The organism is Pseudoalteromonas sp. MB47, from assembly GCF_011319765.1.
GTDB classification, from domain to species: Bacteria; Pseudomonadota; Gammaproteobacteria; order Enterobacterales; family Alteromonadaceae; genus Pseudoalteromonas; species Pseudoalteromonas simplex.
Genome location: NZ_VFBD01000004.1, coordinates 365,628 through 383,821, shown reverse-complemented (window position 1 = coordinate 383,821; position 18,194 = coordinate 365,628). Strand labels below are relative to the sequence as shown.

20 protein-coding genes are annotated in these 18,194 nt (G+C 37.1%); 4 read left to right on the top strand and 16 right to left on the bottom strand.

What is annotated here, in order from left to right:
• Positions 1-58: 58 nt before the first annotated feature.
• A complete protein-coding gene (locus IMPJCBKJ_RS02340) occupies positions 59-3,211 on the bottom strand; it encodes a M1 family metallopeptidase (RefSeq protein ID WP_166338582.1) in 3,153 nt (1,050 codons plus the stop codon).
• Entirely contained in the window at positions 3,205-4,074 is an 870-nt protein-coding gene (locus IMPJCBKJ_RS02335; protein WP_166338580.1) for an ABC transporter ATP-binding protein, read from the bottom strand. Before IMPJCBKJ_RS02335 ends, IMPJCBKJ_RS02340 begins: the two co-directional genes overlap by 7 nt.
• 726 nt (positions 4,075-4,800) lie before the next feature.
• Between IMPJCBKJ_RS02335 and IMPJCBKJ_RS02330 the strand changes: the two genes are divergently transcribed.
• Both IMPJCBKJ_RS02330 and IMPJCBKJ_RS02325 read left to right on the top strand, forming a co-directional pair.
• Complete coding sequence (locus tag IMPJCBKJ_RS02330; protein WP_240920978.1) at positions 4,801-5,889, top strand: sensor histidine kinase; 1,089 nt, start codon at positions 4,801-4,803, stop codon at positions 5,887-5,889.
• Positions 5,882-6,550 carry a response regulator transcription factor gene (locus tag IMPJCBKJ_RS02325; protein ID WP_166338578.1) on the top strand — a complete coding sequence of 223 codons (669 nt, stop codon included), beginning with the start codon at positions 5,882-5,884 and terminating at the stop codon, positions 6,548-6,550. The genes IMPJCBKJ_RS02330 and IMPJCBKJ_RS02325 overlap by 8 nt, the downstream gene beginning before the upstream one ends.
• Here IMPJCBKJ_RS02325 and IMPJCBKJ_RS02320 read toward each other — a convergent pair.
• The 3 genes from IMPJCBKJ_RS02320 to IMPJCBKJ_RS02310 are packed head-to-tail and all read right to left on the bottom strand — an operon-like array spanning position 6,547 to position 8,181.
• Positions 6,547-7,146: an SGNH/GDSL hydrolase family protein gene (locus IMPJCBKJ_RS02320; RefSeq protein ID WP_138599233.1), complete on the bottom strand. Its 600-nt coding sequence runs from the start codon at positions 7,144-7,146 to the stop codon at positions 6,547-6,549. The two genes, IMPJCBKJ_RS02325 and IMPJCBKJ_RS02320, sit on opposite strands and share 4 nt — an antisense overlap.
• Positions 7,146-7,670: a DsrE family protein gene (locus IMPJCBKJ_RS02315; protein WP_166338576.1), complete on the bottom strand. Its 525-nt coding sequence runs from the start codon at positions 7,668-7,670 to the stop codon at positions 7,146-7,148. Before IMPJCBKJ_RS02315 ends, IMPJCBKJ_RS02320 begins: the two co-directional genes overlap by 1 nt.
• A gap of 46 nt (positions 7,671-7,716) precedes the next feature.
• Complete coding sequence (locus IMPJCBKJ_RS02310; RefSeq protein ID WP_166338574.1) at positions 7,717-8,181, bottom strand: NAD(P)H-dependent oxidoreductase; 465 nt, start codon at positions 8,179-8,181, stop codon at positions 7,717-7,719.
• A gap of 76 nt (positions 8,182-8,257) precedes the next feature.
• Here IMPJCBKJ_RS02310 and soxR point away from each other — a divergent pair, with 76 nt between their 5' ends.
• Positions 8,258-8,713 carry a redox-sensitive transcriptional activator SoxR gene (soxR, locus tag IMPJCBKJ_RS02305; protein WP_166338572.1) on the top strand — a complete coding sequence of 152 codons (456 nt, stop codon included), beginning with the start codon at positions 8,258-8,260 and terminating at the stop codon, positions 8,711-8,713.
• 57 nt (positions 8,714-8,770) lie between these two features.
• Positions 8,771-9,373 (top strand): hypothetical protein, encoded by a 603-nt coding sequence (locus IMPJCBKJ_RS02300; protein WP_206004050.1) that lies wholly within the window; start codon positions 8,771-8,773, stop codon positions 9,371-9,373.
• Positions 9,374-9,409: 36 nt separating this feature from the next.
• Here the strand turns inward: IMPJCBKJ_RS02300 and IMPJCBKJ_RS02295 are convergent, their stop codons facing one another.
• From IMPJCBKJ_RS02295 to IMPJCBKJ_RS02245, 11 genes are all read right to left on the bottom strand, one after another.
• Entirely contained in the window at positions 9,410-10,576 is a 1,167-nt protein-coding gene (locus IMPJCBKJ_RS02295; RefSeq protein WP_166338570.1) for a lipase family protein, read from the bottom strand.
• Between the two features lie 30 nt (positions 10,577-10,606).
• Positions 10,607-11,122: a DUF4198 domain-containing protein gene (locus tag IMPJCBKJ_RS02290; protein WP_166338568.1), complete on the bottom strand. Its 516-nt coding sequence runs from the start codon at positions 11,120-11,122 to the stop codon at positions 10,607-10,609.
• Between the two features lie 140 nt (positions 11,123-11,262).
• Positions 11,263-11,976, bottom strand: a complete 714-nt coding sequence (locus IMPJCBKJ_RS02285) for a hypothetical protein (protein ID WP_166338566.1) — start codon at positions 11,974-11,976, stop codon at positions 11,263-11,265.
• A gap of 87 nt (positions 11,977-12,063) precedes the next feature.
• Entirely contained in the window at positions 12,064-12,330 is a 267-nt protein-coding gene (locus IMPJCBKJ_RS02280; protein WP_166338564.1) for a hypothetical protein, read from the bottom strand.
• 132 nt (positions 12,331-12,462) lie between these two features.
• Complete coding sequence (locus IMPJCBKJ_RS02275) at positions 12,463-13,629, bottom strand: lipase family protein (RefSeq protein ID WP_166338562.1); 1,167 nt, start codon at positions 13,627-13,629, stop codon at positions 12,463-12,465.
• 14 nt (positions 13,630-13,643) lie between these two features.
• Complete coding sequence (locus IMPJCBKJ_RS02270; RefSeq protein WP_166338560.1) at positions 13,644-14,138, bottom strand: DUF6795 domain-containing protein; 495 nt, start codon at positions 14,136-14,138, stop codon at positions 13,644-13,646.
• A gap of 102 nt (positions 14,139-14,240) precedes the next feature.
• Positions 14,241-14,717 carry a hypothetical protein gene (locus IMPJCBKJ_RS02265; RefSeq protein WP_166338558.1) on the bottom strand — a complete coding sequence of 159 codons (477 nt, stop codon included), beginning with the start codon at positions 14,715-14,717 and terminating at the stop codon, positions 14,241-14,243.
• Positions 14,717-15,628 carry a hypothetical protein gene (locus IMPJCBKJ_RS02260; RefSeq protein ID WP_166338556.1) on the bottom strand — a complete coding sequence of 304 codons (912 nt, stop codon included), beginning with the start codon at positions 15,626-15,628 and terminating at the stop codon, positions 14,717-14,719. Before IMPJCBKJ_RS02260 ends, IMPJCBKJ_RS02265 begins: the two co-directional genes overlap by 1 nt.
• A gap of 404 nt (positions 15,629-16,032) precedes the next feature.
• On the bottom strand, positions 16,033-16,458 hold the full coding sequence (locus IMPJCBKJ_RS02255; protein ID WP_166338554.1) for a hypothetical protein: 426 nt from the start codon (positions 16,456-16,458) through the stop codon (positions 16,033-16,035).
• The gene (locus IMPJCBKJ_RS20810) at positions 16,451-17,149 is read right to left on the bottom strand and encodes an RHS repeat-associated core domain-containing protein (RefSeq protein WP_346774148.1); all 699 of its coding nucleotides are present in this window, start codon (positions 17,147-17,149) and stop codon (positions 16,451-16,453) included. The genes IMPJCBKJ_RS02255 and IMPJCBKJ_RS20810 overlap by 8 nt, the downstream gene beginning before the upstream one ends.
• A 379-nt stretch (positions 17,150-17,528) precedes the next feature.
• Positions 17,529-18,191, bottom strand: coding sequence for a GAD-like domain-containing protein (locus IMPJCBKJ_RS02245; RefSeq protein WP_166338552.1), 663 nt, complete (start codon positions 18,189-18,191; stop codon positions 17,529-17,531).
• Between the last annotated feature and the right edge of the window lie 3 nt (positions 18,192-18,194).

The window sequence follows — 18,194 nt, the reverse complement described above, 5'->3', positions numbered from 1 at the left end:
GTTGTAAGTCAATCAATACCCAAGCCACAGTGTTTTACAACCTGTGGCTTTTTTGTATTTATACTTCCAAAAAAAGCTTATTAATTAAGTCTTTCTCTTGTTCATTAAGTTGTTCTTGCAACGCTCTAATAAAATCCATTGACGTTGCTGGTCGGTTAGGAAATGCATATTTTTGCCATACTGATTTTAAAGCAGCCACAATCACAGCATCGCCAATTTCATTTCTAAGTTTTGCAAATACAAGAGTAGCTTTGGAATACTGATCGTAACTTTTTGATGAGTCTACCAACGCTTGCTTTGTCGAAATATCTAGCCGAGAAGCTTGTTGATATCGCTGAGTTTCATATTTGACTAATGCATCGACAGCCTTTTTTCCGTATCGTTTTTCAATCACCACAAGCTCTATATACTTAGCTAATGATTCAATCAAAAAAGCGCTATCTTCAGGAACACTATTGCCAATATCATGACCAAACCATTGATGAGCCGTTTCATGTACTGCACGGCGGTAGCGTTGATCAAAACCTGCGCCTTCACTTGGTTTAGCTCTAAAACCGACCTTATTATCAATCAACATGATTTCAGGTAATGCATACCCTGTCCCACCAAATCCTGTTGCGTCGATCAAACTGAGATTTGAACCTTTGTACGCATTAAGATTATTATTAAACCAAAAAAGCGTGTCACTCATAGCTTGTAAGTTAACTTTTACGGCATCTTTATTAGCTTCTGTTGCACTTGATTTAGTAAAAACCTGTAACTTCACACCCTCATAAATTAACTCAGTTGCTGCAAATGGAAATGACAACCAAGCAGGTAAGTTGTTAATTGGCACTGTCGTCTGAAATTTAAAAACGGCTCTTTGCCCTTCAACAATATGCGCTATTTTCTTCCCCTGTGAAACGACCTGATAACCTAGGGCGGTGGTAACTTTGCTTTTCATGGTGATGCGTTCATAGTTATATGGTACTTGGTATGTTGCATTAAAAAGCTTTGAAGGCGGTGTTTTAACATAGAGTGGAAGCCCATAATCTAACCTTAACTGCTCGTCATCTAATTCATAGTTTCTTTGATACCCAAGCGTCGGTAATAGCGGAACTGAACGAATATAACTAAATTCAGGCGTTATGATTTGATGCCCTTGTGTAGGCCATAAATTGGCTTGCTTTACTACAAATTGCGTTTTTAGTTGCCTTGTTTCGAATGGCTGAAGTGCGGATTTAAACTCGTAAATAGCTTGGTTCATTGATGGATAAAATGCGACTTCCTCAGCTCCTTCTATTTTAATATCTGCCCATTGATAGAAGCCTGCACGACCTATCAATACCTGTTTTATTGGTTTTTTGTGAGGGTTAGTAAATGAGTAGGTTAAGTTAAATTGGGCTGACTGCTTATAAGGATAGAAATCTATTTCTGCATCGATATGACTCACTTTTGGCTGAGCTTTATGTTTCCAATCAGCAAACATTTTTTCATAATTTGCTTTAAATGTTTCTCGTTTATAAGAGTTACTTAATGGCTTTTCTGAAATTAAATTAGTATGTAGCTGCCAAAATAAATTGATAGCCAAAACTGCAGGTATTAACAGCCAAGCATCTTTATTTTTAAGTGCCCTACTGCCCATTCCTGTCCCGCGGTGATTAAAAGCCTGACTAACAAGCACAACACTAAGTAATAATACTAGCCACGCGCGGACATAAGGCCAGTAACTACTTAAACTTGCTCGATATCCCCAAAATTCATTAGCCGGCTGCAATGGTGTCCAAGCTACACTCCAAAACGTGTGTGTTAGCCCCAAATAAGTCATTACTGGGGTAAATTTAAGTAACAAAATGGCAAACACCACTAAAGAAGCAACAAGCTCTGAGCGCAATAAATTAAAAATACATACAAATATCGAAGCAATAATAGCTAGCGGCAGTCCCATTAAAGCTAAGGTATAAATAGCGTGATAAGCGTCAAAGTCACTGCCAATAAAAAGTTCAGCTAACGATGCACCAACAAAACCTATTAACGAAAAAACAAACACCAAACTCACTATTGCCAATAATTGGCTATGCAAAATCGAAGCAGTCTTAATAGGCGCTGCCGCAATTATCTCTGCTATTTTATAGTGCCTAGCATGACAACTAAGTTGCCAACTCCATAGAGCCATCAGTAAACAACCGAGCAATATATACATATCAAAGGCATATTGATTAACAGCATCAATGCTAGTTGCTTTAATAACACTCATTGGTTCTGCATACTGAGAAGAAGATGCAACACTATTGAACACTAACCCTAGCCATAAAAGTAACAGAATAAGAGTTATAGGTTGTTTTAATATATTTAAAATTGCAGCTTTATATAGCTCGAATAGAATCGAGCTTTGACGAAATGTAGGCTTTACCGTTTGAAATTGAGTGTAAGGCCTAAGGTCAGACTCAATACATTGTTGTTTGGGTTGCTTTGTCCTTGCATATACTTGGGGGTGCGAGCCAACAGCATGAGTAAAAATAACAATTGCTAGAGTAAAACAAATAAAGCGATTAGTATAAAAAGGCGTATTTTGTGACTCGCTAAAACTTGCTATTACCGTTGTATAAGCAAATGGGTCTAACCAAATAAATAGCTGATAAAACGTTTCGTTTAGTACACTACTTCCTGCCAAAATTGGATTACCCGTTATACTCGCAGCGAACAAATAAGCAATCCAAACACTTGCAAAAGCGGCGTAGATAATCATTGAGCTTCGAAACCTTTGACAAAGCCAAAATGCCAAAGCAATAAGTAAAAAACAGTTTATGAGTAGAACAAAACCACTATAAAAAACTGTATAACCAAGTATTTGCCAACTAAATCCATTATTTTGAAAATGTACGTAACTCATAACCAACGTACTGCTTAATGAAACCATCATTAATAGACTTACAAAACCACCTATTCGAATATAGTTTTTTTGTTTTGAACTTACTGATGCAACAGCAATAATTTCGTCCATATGAAAGAGGTGGTCACGTAAGAAAATTGCTGGCGATAATGCTCCAACCAATAAAGCCAATTGCATCATGTGTAATGACACTAAATGCAATTGATACTGCTGTAATGGGTCAACATTACTTGTTGCAAGCCCTGAAGAAAGTGAAAATGCAAAACTTGGCGCAATAAGCAAGCATACCCAAACTATTGGTTGACGAAAAAGATACTTTAACTCATTGATTATTAGCATAATTCACCTCTTCGAGATTTTAGTTCAAAGAAGTACTTATCTTGTAATGATTCTGCAGCCAAAACAGCCCCAGTAGTTGGGCGCTCTGCGGCATAAACTCGAAAGACGGGCTCACCATATCGATAACTTTGGCTCAGTACTAAAGCGTCTTTGGGCAGTGCGCGTGGCAAAGTTTTTAATACCCATACTTTACCTTTGAGTTGGTTTACTAAGGTATCGATATGGCCACTTTGGATCAGTTGACCACCTTTAATCATCGCCACAAAGTGACATTGGTTTTCTATGTCTTCCACAATGTGTGTTGAAAGCAAAATCAGTCGATTCTTACTCATTGAAACTAATAAGTTATTGAGACTCTCTCGCTCTGCCGGGTCAAGCCCAGCAGTAGGCTCATCTAAAATGATTAATTTAGGATCACCCAACAATGCTTGAGCAATACCAAAGCGTTGTTTCATTCCCCCTGAAAAGTGACTGACTCTTTTATTTGCATGCTGAGTTAAGTTTAATGCAGTAAGCAGGTCATCAATCTGTTGCTTTGTCTTTTTAGATTCAAGCCCTTTTAATATGGCGATGTGTTCAAGTAATGCTCTACATCCCATATGTGGGTAAACACCAAATTGTTGTGGTAGATAACCAAGTTGCTTACGTAACTTGTCAGGGTCTTTTAATATATCTAAGCCACTAAACTGTATACGGCCAGAATTAATAGTTTGCAGGCATGCAAGAGTTCTCATCAAACTAGACTTGCCAGCGCCATTTGGCCCCAGCAACCCTACCATGCCGCTGGGTAACTCAATGGTTATATCGTTAAGTGCTTGAGTTCCATCAGGGTATGTTTTCGAAATATGCTCAAGTGTTAGCATTTATTGGCTCCTTAATTAGCACAAATCTAGATTAAGGAATGGCAAAGCTCGCTGCTACGAAGTAATGATCAATGAGTCAAGTTTGATGATGAAAGCAAAATTTCTTATTTCGTCATCAAAAAAAGAACTTTCATCAAGATGTGGATGAATAAAGAAATAAAAACGTTAAGCTAAATCCATTATAACGCTTAATCAGAGTATTACTCCCTCAGTTTCCACATTATTTAGAAATTAGGGTAATATATAAATGTTCGAAAAAACAACAGTGTACGTTGCAAAAATAAAAACTGAACGGAGTAGATTTTGCTGGCAGCTATTAGCTATCTATCATCACCTAAAAACACAAAAAACATGGTTGCTCTACTACCATTAATCGCTGCGATACTACTTGAAAGTCATGTTCGCTATCTTTCGCTGAGAATTGATTCACCCAGTACTTATCTAACAGTAAATTTACAGCTAATATTTGAGTGTATCCCTTTCTTAATCGCTCACTGGATGGCATCACAGCATTCTTCAAAGCAGGCTTCAATATGGTGGTTATCTGGGTTTATTGGTTACCCAATACTCATTTATCTGTTAAGCAACAGCTTGCCACTTTATGATAAATGGCACTACTTACAAGAGCAATGTTGGTTACTGTGCAGTCTAGCAAGTTTACTTTGGCTTTCATCCCAACGCTTTAAGAAGAACCAAAAATCCAAATTAACCAGTTGGATGAGCTCTTTGTTTACATTAAATAAAGTTGTTTTTGTTATATGTTTTGGCTGGGCCTTTGTCATGGCTGGCATACTCAACAGCCATAACGAACCTTTGCAAAATCAACCCTTTGCATTGATATTTGATACTCAAAAGCTACTTACAAACTATAATCAATTTATTTGGTATTTTTCTCAGCTTTTGGTCTACGCAATTATTGTACACGGCACTTTTTTATTTAATCGTTACATTTTAATACGTCAATTCTTAGCCAAGCATGGAGTGCTCATTTTTGTATCTGCATGCTTAATTAGCATGGTTGTTTTAACACCATTACTTGCCGCTATTGTGCTTACATTGCCTGTTAATGACTTACCCTCAAATGTTGCCAATCTAACTCCGGGAGGCAACCTAGACATTATCAATAAGTACAATTATCAGTTTATGTTTTTATTTTTAAGTATCTCTACACCCATTATCTTGGCGTTTGAACGCCAGCAGCACCATCATAAATTAGAAGAAATTGCCAAACAGCAAATAAAAACAGAACTAAAGCTACTGCAGCAGCAAATTAATCCGCACTTTTTATTTAATACTTTAAATAACTTATATGCACTTGCATTAACAAAATCAGAAAAGACACCTGAATTGGTATTACAGCTGGCTGACTTACTGAGATACACCGTCTATGAAGGGCAAAAACCATTTGTTCTACTCGAAAAAGAGCTAAATTACATTAAAAACTTTCTTGAACTGCACAAGATAAGGCATGCAAATAACTGTAGATTTAACCTAGCATGGCCTGAAACTAGTCACCCTCTTTATATAGCACCACTGCTTCTTATTATTTTAATCGAAAACACCATAAAGTACGGTGTTGAACACGCACAAGAAAACGCTGAAGTAACGATAAAACTATCCTTAAATGGCAACGCTTTAACGTTATATTGCGAAAATAGCATTCCTCGCAAAAACAATAATGATAATTCAGGCATGGGGCTAAACAATTTAAGGCGCCGTTTAGAGCTTCTATATCCAGAAAAACATACTTTATTGGTGCATAATCACAATGGACTTTGGCAAACCACCCTCTCTTTGGAATTATCAAATGATTAAAGCAATTATTGTTGATGATGAACCACTTGCTCATCAAGTAATTCTTCATCATTTAGAGTCGTATTCAGATATCAAAGTAGTTTCTCAGCATTTCAGCGCAAAAGATGCTTTGTACCAATTAGCAAAATCAACTATTGATGTCGTTTTTTTAGATATAAACATGCCAGAGTTGTCAGGGTTAGAACTCATTCAATCACTCGCTAACCCGCCTCAAATTATCATTGTGAGTGCTTATGAAGAATATGCACTCGCAGGTTACGAGCTAAATGTTACTGATTATTTACTCAAACCTGTATCTGCACAACGTTTACAGCAAGCAATAAATAAAGTCCGTGAACGTATTTCCCAAACGCCGAAAAGTAAAACAATCACCCTAAAAGTAGATCGCGAAAAACGCAAGCTTAGCTTAGATACAATTGAATACATTGAAGCGTATGGAAATTATGTAAAAGTGCACCAAGAAGACCAAACGATCCTCGCAACAACAACCCTAAAACAGATCTTAGAGCAGCTATTAGGCTCATTCACTCAAATCCATAAATCATACATAGTGAATAACAGCAGAGTCATAGCTGTTACGAACGAACATGTAGAGCTAGATACTGGTGATAAGATAAAAATTGGTAAATCATTTAAAGAACACAGCAAAGTATTACTTTAGAGACAACTTCTCAAGTGATCTACAAGTGTCTTATGCTGTGAGCTTGGCCAATGAACGCCTTCTGAAGAACATGGTGTTATTAATTCAAAGCAGTTAACGAAACAGCAGTTGTTGCTGTCAGCAACATTTTTAAACTCTTCCACTAACCGTTTTGCTTTTAGCTCTGCTCCTGCATAAATAGATTTATACGCGCCAACCTCATACACCGCTGGCGGGCTCAAAATTATTATTTTGGGTAATTCACGGTGCCGATAATAGTTTTTTATATCTAAAATAAGTGCTTCTAGTGCGTTGGCAATATCAACAACCGACAGCGCAAAACGGCGCTTTAAATCATTCGTGCCGAGCTGAATAACAATCACATCTAAATGATAAGCCGCTAGGTAAGGCTCTAGGTATTTAATGCCCAGTTTATCACCACTAAAAGGTGGGTCGTTCACCAGTGTACGATTGGGCTGGCCAGCTTCAATCACTTGATAGCCGGCACCTAATTTAATACCCAGTAAACTAGGCCAGCGCTCATCGGCTGCAAAGCGTTTACCATCGACGGGCGAAATACCATAGGTGTTTGAATCACCAAAACATAAGATATTCATTAGAATGGATTCAGTGTGTAACCTTGCTGCTGCAACTGAGCATGCGCGGTCATTGCCGATAACGCCATTTGCACACCAGGAATAAGCTGTTGCTGTTTTACCTTCATGTGCGTTGCAGACTGTCCACACACATAAACAACGGTATTATGCGCTAACAATTGAGTGATCAATTGCTGATTTTTATTGTCACTGGCAAAGCGCTGTTTATAAAAACTGTTTTCCAGTACATCAACACTTGCGCCACCATGCACAACTAAAGCAAGTTGAATGTTCTCAGGCTTCACACCATGGGCTATATGCATATTAATAAACCGTGCTAATGAGTTCATTTTGTTGTTCTGCGCCCCTTTTTCTGCCGCATCAGCTACATCAAATGCCACTTTGAAAACCGTTTGATCAGAGATTGGTGCATGGTTTGGCACGTCATAATAATAACCAAAGCCTTTGATAACGGGCTCAGCTTGCTCTGCATGACTAAACGAAGATAATAAGGCTAAAGATAAACCTAACAGTGTTGATTTCATAAAAGTTCCTGTTGTTTTTACTCTAGCCTACCTTGTTTAAACGCGTTTAACTAGCATCAATATGTTGGTGCGCTTTAAAGGTCATGCCTAAGTAATTAAAGGTGTTTTTAAACATCTCGATAAACGCGTTAGGTGCGTGAGCAGACCCTGCATTTGAGAGCAATGAAAACTGCTTTTCACGCAGTGTTCTCAGTTTTGGCCTGAGTGTGTCATCATCCATATAATCAGTGATCCTGTCTAAAAATGCTTTAAACTGCGGTGTGGTGTTATACCAATACACTGGCGATGCCAGTACCCAGTGTTGATAATTCAACAGCGCTTCAAATACCGCATAAAAATCATCATTTTTATATTGCTTATCGTAGCAATAAGGCGAGATAACATAGTCATCTAGACATACTACATCGCCGCCATATTGGGTTTTATAATCATTAACTTGTAAGCTCGTGTTACCCGCTTTTCGTGCACTTGAATAAATAATTACCGTATTTGTTGTTGGTTTTTGTTGCATGACTATCACTCCTTTTTTATGATGTGTGCAGCGTAAAACCTCAAGCTAACTTTAGGTCAACACCTTGGAGCAAATTATGTCAGATAAAAAACTTATTGATGCAAACCTAGCGGTTGGCTTTGTGGCAAAACGCAGTGGCGTAAAAGTTTCGACCTTGCATTTTTATGAGTCAAAAGGGCTTATTCGCAGCTGGCGTAATAACGGCAATCAGCGCCGCTATAAACCCGATGTATTGCGCCGAATTGCAGTAATAAAAGCTGCGCAAACCATGGGCATAACCCTTGAAGACATTAAACAAACGTTAAGCACCCTACCCGAGCAACGCACACCCACTAAACAAGATTGGGCTGCCCTTTCTAAAGTCTGGCAAACACAATTAGATGAACGCATTCAATACATGCAGCGATTGCGCGAGCGCGTTAACGGTTGCATTGGCTGCGGCTGTTTATCAATGGCTAAATGCCCAATCTACAATAAAGACGATTATTTAGGTGAAGATCACAGTGGTGCTGTGCTATTAGAAAGAGATTAAATATACAAATCAAATAATTGTGAGATACTAAATCAAAATAGTAAAAGGAATTTAATAATGGATAAAGGAAACAACCCAAAGATCACCACTGCATTTAAAACCGTTGATAATAAAGAACTAAAAAGTACTGGCTTTTGGCTAAACCAATTATTCCTCGTTTTTTCAACTATTTTTGGAGTTTATCTTGCAGCTCAAAGTGGCTTAGAACAAGCTTTAAAATTCGACTCATTCAGTAAAATGGAAGATAATTATTATCTTAGAACATCTCTATATGATGAAGTTAAAGATAATGCTGAACATCTCAAAGAATTTGCTATCTTATTAGCAAAAAGCCCACCTAAGTCCGAACTTGAATATAACAAGCCAACCATCGAAAAGTATATTTGGCAGACCATGCAGTATTCCCCCACAACCTTAGAAACGCCCAGTGAGTTTTTAACTGAAATTCGTCGTTTTTACAGCAAAAGTCAATTAATTATTGATGCAGCAATCAGTAGAAAAATGTCGGCCAAACATGCTTCAGAGCAGTTAAGTGAAGCGGTCGAAATCATAAATAACAAGACGTTACCAAATTTAAAAAGCAGTGCATTAAAGCTACAAAGTGAGCTGAGTAAGAATGGAATACAAATAAGCTCATTAAAAGAAAGCGAACAACGATAAGAAATGGGCATGCTAATCAGCATGCCCAATTTGTTATTAATCTAAACCATTTAGGCCATCTTTTGCGGCGCGATAAAGAGCACCAAGAGTCGAGTCAAAAGCCCACTTAATAACACTGTATGTTAGTTCAACGGCTTTGCTAACAACTTTGCCGGCAAACACCAACATATGACCAATAAGACCCAATGTTTGTGCAGCAAATGAGGCTGATGCTTTCGCAATTTTATCTAAAGTTCGAGCAAGCATATCGTAAAATGTCAGGCCTGTTCCAATTGCTGCTTGTGCAGCAACAGCGCTGTAATAACCAGCGTCTTTTAATAAGGTAACAAGCGCCGCACCTAATTTATCAGCCCAGTGTGAATTGAATGATGCTTGATTACGATCTTCAAAATTTAAACGCACAGGTGTATTCAAATAATGATTTGCACGGATCGTCAGATTGCCCCAATCATTACTATTTGCGGTATTGATGTAGCCAGGTGTCCCACTGAGTTTGTGGGCAGCACCTTTTAAGCCTTGTCCGCTGTCTAAACGAATTTCTTGGCCCTGATAAGGAGCATGAGAAAATGGCCATAACGGCACTTTAGTGACAGGATCGGCACCATGAGTACAACGATAAATCTTATCGATTCTGCCTGTTGCGGCTCTTGAGAAGTTATCTAGACCAACACGAGGAGAGCCAAATGTATACAGTTTTACAGGTAACGAATATTCAGCTTTGATCCAATCTGCCGCTAACGTTGCAAGTGCACCACCTAAGCTATGACCAACTAAATGTACGCACCCTGTTACTTTGTCTCGTATATTTGCTGTAACAAACTCTTGCAGGCCCGGCTTCATGGTGTAAAACGTTTTATTAAACCCCGCATGAACCATACTACCGTTTGAACCACCACTTAAACCGAAGTTTGCATCTGTTAAACCATCTCTTAAAGAGGCTGTGCCACGAATGGTGATAACAGAATCACCTTGATACTCATTTTTTCCGTGTGCAACTAAACCAAAACCTGTGCTTAAACCAAATAAATGAGAGAAAAAACCACCCGACACCCCCTGAACAGCACTTGGGTTAATTGAGAAATTAAAGCTATTTCGCAAAGAAGCGTGCAATGAGTGATTAAGTAAATTAGTTGTTTTAATACTTTTTGCTTTATAAGCAAGCTCAGCGAGTTGCACCGCTTGAGTAGGCGTCAAGGTATTCATATAAGTTCCCTTTGTATGAGATGTTTTAGGTTAAAGTTTACATGATGTATAAATCGCAAAAGTATGGCTTGTATCTTCTTCGATAGGAATATCGTATGTTTCTGGCTCTTTAGAAATATCGCATTCTAAATCAGCAAGTAATCGTTTGAGGGTTTGACTATTTTCATGCAGTGAAACCAGTGTGTACCACAATACTATTCCCTCTGGCGTGCCATTTTCTAAATAAATGTGCTGTACCAATGAGTCATTATCGAACATGTTAGCTGGTTTACTGGTTTTAATTGTTTTTTCTGAAAACGTAAAATAGCCCTGTTCATCAGTTACTGTTGCGTCGATATATTCATCACCGTAAGTAAGTGAACGCATTACTTTGGTATTTGCAACAGGCTTCCCATCATCAAGTAGCTGCCCTTTAACAGGGGCAGACAAAATAAAATCACTTTTATTAAAAAAACCAAACATATTCGCAAATACCTGTGTCGTAGTGAATAAAACAAATAATGTAGCAATTAATATAGCTAACTGCCTAACCCTTGATGAGAACACACCAAGCCTCCTTGCAATGCAATTTATGGCAACAAAAACCTTATTATGCTGATTTATACATTATTAATTTACGCAGAATAAAAACAACAAAACAGGTACAAATAATAACTAAAAAACAACCTCCCTTGCAAGGTTAAAAATCAAACTTCAGAAGTAAAAAATATTACACGTATAATTTTTATGATAATGGCCAACCCAACTCCCATTGATAATATATATGCATAGAAAAAAGCAATCGCTCCGCCAGAGGGGTCATTTATTTTATTAATTTCCATATACATAGAGCAAAAAATAAAAAATATGGCGATATTTATAAACAAGCCAAGAATAAAACTGCCATCAACGAGTGGTGATATACCGATTAACGCTGCCGCAAGTATCAAAAAAGTACCAGATAATGCTGGCTTTAATTGAAAGCGAAACTCGAGTACTTTAAGTAAAAATGTAAAAACCATTAAACCTAAATAGTAAAATGAAGGCCAAAATAGCTGATAAAACGGCTCAACTTGCTGATCAGCATCAGCAATTGTTGGCTGAACTTCTGGTGAGCCTGTAAATAATGAAATTAACCAATATATAACGCCAAAAATAAGCAGCCACGACGTCAAAAAACGCAAAGTTAGGATGAGATCCAATGGCCTTTTGCCCTTTGATTCTAAAGTTTTAGCAAGTGTTAAACCTAATAGCGTGACGCCACTTAACATCCCAACTGCGAACCAAAACTGCTCCATGTAAAAATAAGCAACACTAGGCGTGATACCCAAAAGACCAAAGTTAAATAGCATGACAGTCGAATCTTGCGAGTCTTCATTAAGATCAACTTCTTTTGCAAATAACGCAATGTAAACAAACAATGGCTGTAACAGCAGCATTAAAATGCACGCATTCATTAATGACATAAACCATCCTTGTAATTGTTTACCTAACTCAGATTTTGTAGCTTACTGATTAATTCGTTGAAAATAAGGCTTAAGCTTTAAAAGCCCTGACTCAAGCTCAAACTTTTGAATATTTGGGTTGGTAGATTTAAGGCCATTAACTAAATGGCAGTGGATCATCGTAGCCATCCCCTCAAACCCCGCTGGCGCACTAGCCACCAAGTCTTTTAATAAAGGTTGAATAAGAACCTGATGCTCTTCGATTAAGTCCGGTTTGTTATAAACATCGTTGACTAGTTGGGTGAGTGTTTGTTGATGTAGTTGTTCCATACTATTTCTATAGCGCATTTAATAGCGTTTATAGCTCCTTGCTGTGAGATTAAACTTCTTGATTTAAAATAGGTGAATAAAGCCCATGAGTTTTAAATTAGCGTATATGGGCTTCATACAATATGACCTTGTTTAACTAATTCCAATATAAGGAGATACTTTTACTGCTGCTATTACTAACTGATTGAGTTTCTCTAGCATCCAATAAAGTATTTTCTTCACTTTGGAATAGGTAATATCAACCAAAGTAACGCCAGACTTACCAACAAAGTTAAGTATATGGCCTAGCACCCCTTTACAATCTTCTGCATATTTCGAGGACATTTTTGATATTTCAACCAAGCTACGCGCTAAAGCATCATATATAGTCAAAGTACCAGCAACGACTCCTTGCGCTAATATGCTTGTTATTTTGCCACTCTCTCGTAAGAGCGTTAATAGTGCGCTCGTGATTTTATCTGCCCAGAGAGCATTAAATGATGCATGGTGGCGATTAACGTACTTTAAACGTGTCATCGTCAAATTAGATAATGAGCCTCTTTCCATACTTTTATAGTCTGGGTAACGAGAAGCGGTATTAATATAACCTGGTGCATTCCCTGCCATTTTGTGAGCAGCCCCAGTTAAAGAGACACAAGTACTAAGCCTATACTCGCTCCCAGCATGTACAAATGGCCAAACAGGTACCATAGGGACTGGATCACTCCTGTGTACTGCACGATAAATACCATTTAAATTTGTTTCAGTTTGAATCGCAAATGGGTTGCAGCCGACTCTAGGAGCACCAAATGTATATAACTTTACCGGCATTTTAAATTGCGACTTTATCCAATTAGCAGCCAATGTTGCAAGAGCACCACCTAAACTATGACCGACACAATGAACTGGTCTGCTACCTAATTTACTGAGTATCTTTGATAATTGTGGTTTAATAGATTCAAAAGTACGATTAAAACCTGCATGTACGGCTTTATAGTTTGGCCCCACAGTCATTCCGCAGTGTAAATCAGTTAGTGTGTCAGCAATACCTGCAGTACCACGGAAAGTTAACACTACTTCACCCTTATGGTTTCCTTTATTATTACCAATTCCAAAAAAGCCAAACCCTGTACAATGATCCAAAATATGCTCAGCAGCAGTTCCGCTAATGCCTGTAAACGTTGAAGCTGATGGATCAAATGCAAAGTGGCTAGTAATGATTGGGTTGGCATTTATTTTTCTAGAAGTATTATTTGCTTCTAAGCTTTTATAAGCAAAGTTAGCCAATTGCGCCGCTAAACTTGGCGATAAAACATTCATGTAATCTCCTTTTACTATCTAAAATCTTTAAAATAATCCGTGTCATCCTCGTTTTCGTATATTTCAAAGTCATTTTTCCATCTACAAATTGTCGAACCATAAAAATTTAAGTTCTTATTAGAATGGTTTGTAAATATGAAATCTACATTTTGAGATGATAAGTCAGCTATCAAGCTATTTAACTTTTCTTTATATTCATTTCGCTCTTCAATTCCTACTAACTCACAATTCCATAATTCGTATTCACTTGAATTGTATAAGACTGTTATATATTGGTAAGTAACTTCATGAGAAAACATATCTCCAGGAATTTTAGAGTCGATCACTACTTCTGGCATGAAGAATGAGCCATCAGCTGCAGTTAAAACTTGATCCTCTTTTTCAACTCTGTGGGCAAACTTCAAGTTTCGAATAATAACAGCTCCTTCTACAGGTTTTCCCTTTAAAGTAATAACTCCCTTAACCTCAGAGCACATATGAACATCGAATTTTTTTATTAAGCCAAACATATGCTTAAACCTCCCTTTAACTTATGACAGAAAGAATTTGTTACCTTCTCGGTATTATCAGTTTTAAGCTAAGATGCTTTATCCCTGAAGAATTATATAGTATTACTTTCGATTCTGATTTCTATTGCGCAACACTTCTTGCTCAATTGCTGCTCGAGCCTCTTTTATATCCTTAAAAAAATCAAACTGATATTGAACTAAACTTTGGTATTTTTCACTTTTAATTATATAAAACGCGAGTAACATCAATACGATATTGATAGCAGAAGCTATTTTATAGGGAGCTCCATCAATTAATATAAAAGCAGGCATACAAATAAGTGCTAAAAATAACGCGTAATACTTTAATATTTTTGCACACGTATAAGAGCCGTGACTCACTTTAAAGTTTAATAGACAAAACGCTGTGCCAACAGAAAACAAAATAACGATAATCCATTCAGGCTCGGCACTAAAATATTGCGTTAAGAAAGTCATTCCAGAAAAAACAGTTCCCAAAAGTAAAAGCACGGTAACAAATAAAAATGACCGCAATAATTCCCAAGGTGGAAATATCGACACTCTATAGTTTTTTGACACTATTTACTAAACTCCTCATAAATTCCAACAGCAAGAGAGTTTACACCCCCTGATAATGCACTTCCGCTAAAGCTAATAGATGCACCTACAGCATCTTTGATTTGCAGCTTTAAAGCTTGTGTAATCTGAAGTCCACTATACCTTTTAGGAAATTGCCCTGTTCTGACCATTCTTTTCAAAATATTATTAGACACTCCTGGATGATTCATCCTAATTATATCCTGCGTTAAACGCTTCCTTTCACTACGAGTAAGCCCTTTTAGTAATACATCTGTACTCTTGTTTGTATTTGCTTTTAATAATTTCACAGCTTTTAATGTTGCAGCCCCCGCAGCTGCTGCACCTGCTAATGAAATCACATCTAACGCCATGGTTACATTTTGATACCATTCTTTAGAGTCGTACAAATCATTTAACTCTGGATTTACGCTTTCGTTATAAGTTCGTACCCCTCCATTAATACATTGAAGTGAGCTTGCCGTACTTGCTGCTACAGCCAAATAAGTAACTGCTGAACTTGTCCCTCCAGAGAGTGGAATTGCAGCAGCACTTCCAAATACAACGATCCATCCTAACACTGCAGCGCTACAGCTTAAGACTGTGCCAGCAATTTCACCGACTAAACGAGATTCTCGTACATTGTTTTGACTATTTTTAAGATGGCCTGCAAACTCAGCCTGATTCATATTTCTAGGCTGTTCACGAAGTACTATTTTGGTGGGGGCTAAAGACGTGCCACTATAAGGTCTTAACTCTACGACAGTAAAACTTGAATCTATATATACAACCCCGGCACCTGCCAAGCCAGGTATCTTATCGATACTTTTAAAAAGCCGCTCTTGATCCATTTCAAAACTAAGGCGTGCTCTTAACCCCCTTTCTTTGTAACGATGATAGTCACTATTGAACATTATTGAATCCTTTCCAACATATTTAATTTACTTTTAAAACCAAAAAAAAGTTCATGTTATAAACACAAAAATCATAACATTGAGAATTTTAAACTCGTCGCTACAATTTCATCATAAGCTGACTATTAGATAATTTATCAAGCCTTCCTCAAGCTATGTAAAAATAGATTTTATTCAAAAAACCATCTAAATAACATTTAACAAAATATATAAATAGAATTACGCACTGATAAACTTATAACACCTAAAATATCAACCAAACACTTCTAAACATTAAAAATAAAAAACAACACCACCCCCTCACATTAAGTCACCGTAATTTAATATCAAAATAGTATCAAAGCAGCTATAAAAAACTGAAAACCCATACCTTAACACCAACTAATAATAAAAAACATTGATAACTAAATATCCCCCTCACTCTCTTCAATTAAAAAATCTACAACATTACACTTTTCCCTTGTCATAATTTCTAATTGTGGCTTATATTTTTTAATAAATTTAGAATTCCTAACTGTGTATTTTATGTTTTCATCAATAAAATCCTTATAAGGATTTTTTATTTTTATATCATCCTGAAAAGATAATTGATCGAAGTTTTCATGATAAACCATAACTCCTGGCTTAGGTAATTTACAGTTTTGGAAACACTCCTCACAAAACCAAAACGATAAGAAGCTATCACTTAAAAAGTTTTGTTCATAAACAGGATAAATTTTCATCTTTTCGTCACATTCTTCAATATTATCTTTAATGTGGATACATAGATTTGGACTTCTTATTGCATTATCAACAAAGTTTTTATATTTTGTGTTGTTTTTTCTATCCATCAGTTCTCTCTTTTTCTTCTTTTGTTAATTTAAGTAAATACTTTTTACTTTCCTTTACTTCGGAAGTTGAAGGGGCGTCATCTCTTCCACCTGCTTTAAGTATATCAAATACATGAGTTAAACAGCTTTGCTTGACTGCATCATAAGCGGGTGTATCAAGCTTCATAGGATCGTAATCAACAGCGTCTAACGCCAAATATGATGCATCCTTTAACTCCACCTGCCTCTTTCTAGCAGCAAGAGCATCTGGCAATACAACAGAAATTGTATGAACAATAGGCAAATTCGTATTCTTAGGATCAAAGTCAATAATAGCCGTAGGCGTACCTGTACTTCCGTATTGGTGAGATATTTCAGGTTCCCAATTTTGAGTCGTAACTTCAATTGCAAAGTGCATATCACTTCCACGCCCCATTCTATATATCTTTGCTATCCCTTCCTTACAACTCAATCCTAACGGATCCACCCAATTCACCGGATTCGGCGCGTATTGGTAGTGGTTTATGCCGCCAACTAAGCCTATCGGGTCTTGGTTTATAAAACGTTGTTGTTTGGGGCTATAATAGCGGTAGCGGTTGTAGTGTAGGCCGCTTTCTTCATCAAAATATTGTCCTTGAAAACGTATTGGCTGAGTGAAGCTGTTTTCTTTATTAAAGCCAGCATGGGTTTCTGGTTCTTCATAGCCGTACACATCAGCATGGTTTTGCCATACAACTTCTGCATTGTTGTTTGTAACAAAACGTGGGGTATTTAGTTGGTCTAGGTGGTAATAATACAGCTCACCTTGTTTAATCAGTGCGACCGGGTGAAATTGATTGGGTAGGTTGATATACCAGGTATACTCGCCGTGCTGGTATTCACCAATTAGCTGGTCGTTATCCCAAATATAATCAATCTTGCCATGCTCAGTCTGCTTAGCAATGCGACGACCCAGTGGGTCGTAGTCAAAATCGCTATCGCCAAAATGGGCTAGGCAATAAGAGCCAAAATATCTGCAAGGCTTAAGCCTAATAGCCCAAGCCTATAGAACATCCGTGTTGTTAAAGAACGATTTTAAATAGTATTACTAATTATGAAAAAGCTTTTCGTATAAGTGCATCATGATCAAGTACTTCGATTTGACCAAATTGCGCCAATATAGATAAGTGAACAAAAATATTTACCTTGTTAATATTGTCAAAAATAGCTTCTCCACCAACAATTAAGCTCGGTTCAAAACCAAAAATTTCATTTGGAGCTAAAGCTCCGAATTTTTTAATGCAAGGTTCAAACAAAACATTTCCCGCTTCATCCTTAAAGTCATGAGATGCTGTGTCTAAAAAACCAAAAAAGTATTCAATTGCGGTATTATGATCTTTCTTTACTCTACCTTTTTTTTCTATCACCCAGCCTCTTGCAGCCATTACTTTGTATTTATAACCAGTTTCTTCACCCCAAAGGAATAAATCACCAAAAGCATTTCGAGCAAAAACATGATAAACATCATTGTCAGGTATATCTGTAGGCTCTAACCATTCATCTAATAAGTCTTCATAATCACTAGGATTGACAATCCAAAATAAACCTTGTTTAAAGCTACAAAACCCAAATTCTTGCCAATATTCTAATAAACGATCTGGGAGCTTATTTTTAAATTTTTCTAATGTTATTGAAGAACAGCTTTCATGATGCTCTGGCATTCCAAAATCTTCTAAAAAGCCCTCAAAGTCCTCATCTAATTTAAATTCGTGCATCTT

Coding starts and splice junctions, on each gene's coding strand:
- IMPJCBKJ_RS02340 (WP_166338582.1), bottom strand. CDS start 3,211: ATGCTAATAATCAATGAGTTAAAGTATCTTTTTCGTCAACCAATAGTT.
- IMPJCBKJ_RS02335 (WP_166338580.1), bottom strand. CDS start 4,074: ATGCTAACACTTGAGCATATTTCGAAAACATACCCTGATGGAACTCAA.
- IMPJCBKJ_RS02325 (WP_166338578.1), top strand. CDS start 5,882: ATGATTAAAGCAATTATTGTTGATGATGAACCACTTGCTCATCAAGTA.
- IMPJCBKJ_RS02320 (WP_138599233.1), bottom strand. CDS start 7,146: ATGAATATCTTATGTTTTGGTGATTCAAACACCTATGGTATTTCGCCC.
- IMPJCBKJ_RS02315 (WP_166338576.1), bottom strand. CDS start 7,670: ATGAAATCAACACTGTTAGGTTTATCTTTAGCCTTATTATCTTCGTTT.
- IMPJCBKJ_RS02310 (WP_166338574.1), bottom strand. CDS start 8,181: ATGCAACAAAAACCAACAACAAATACGGTAATTATTTATTCAAGTGCA.
- soxR (WP_166338572.1), top strand. CDS start 8,258: ATGTCAGATAAAAAACTTATTGATGCAAACCTAGCGGTTGGCTTTGTG.
- IMPJCBKJ_RS02300 (WP_206004050.1), top strand. CDS start 8,771: ATGGATAAAGGAAACAACCCAAAGATCACCACTGCATTTAAAACCGTT.
- IMPJCBKJ_RS02295 (WP_166338570.1), bottom strand. CDS start 10,576: ATGAATACCTTGACGCCTACTCAAGCGGTGCAACTCGCTGAGCTTGCT.
- IMPJCBKJ_RS02280 (WP_166338564.1), bottom strand. CDS start 12,330: ATGGAACAACTACATCAACAAACACTCACCCAACTAGTCAACGATGTT.
- IMPJCBKJ_RS02275 (WP_166338562.1), bottom strand. CDS start 13,629: ATGAATGTTTTATCGCCAAGTTTAGCGGCGCAATTGGCTAACTTTGCT.
- IMPJCBKJ_RS02270 (WP_166338560.1), bottom strand. CDS start 14,138: ATGTTTGGCTTAATAAAAAAATTCGATGTTCATATGTGCTCTGAGGTT.
- IMPJCBKJ_RS02260 (WP_166338556.1), bottom strand. CDS start 15,628: ATGTTCAATAGTGACTATCATCGTTACAAAGAAAGGGGGTTAAGAGCA.
- IMPJCBKJ_RS02255 (WP_166338554.1), bottom strand. CDS start 16,458: ATGGATAGAAAAAACAACACAAAATATAAAAACTTTGTTGATAATGCA.
- IMPJCBKJ_RS02245 (WP_166338552.1), bottom strand. CDS start 18,191: ATGCACGAATTTAAATTAGATGAGGACTTTGAGGGCTTTTTAGAAGAT.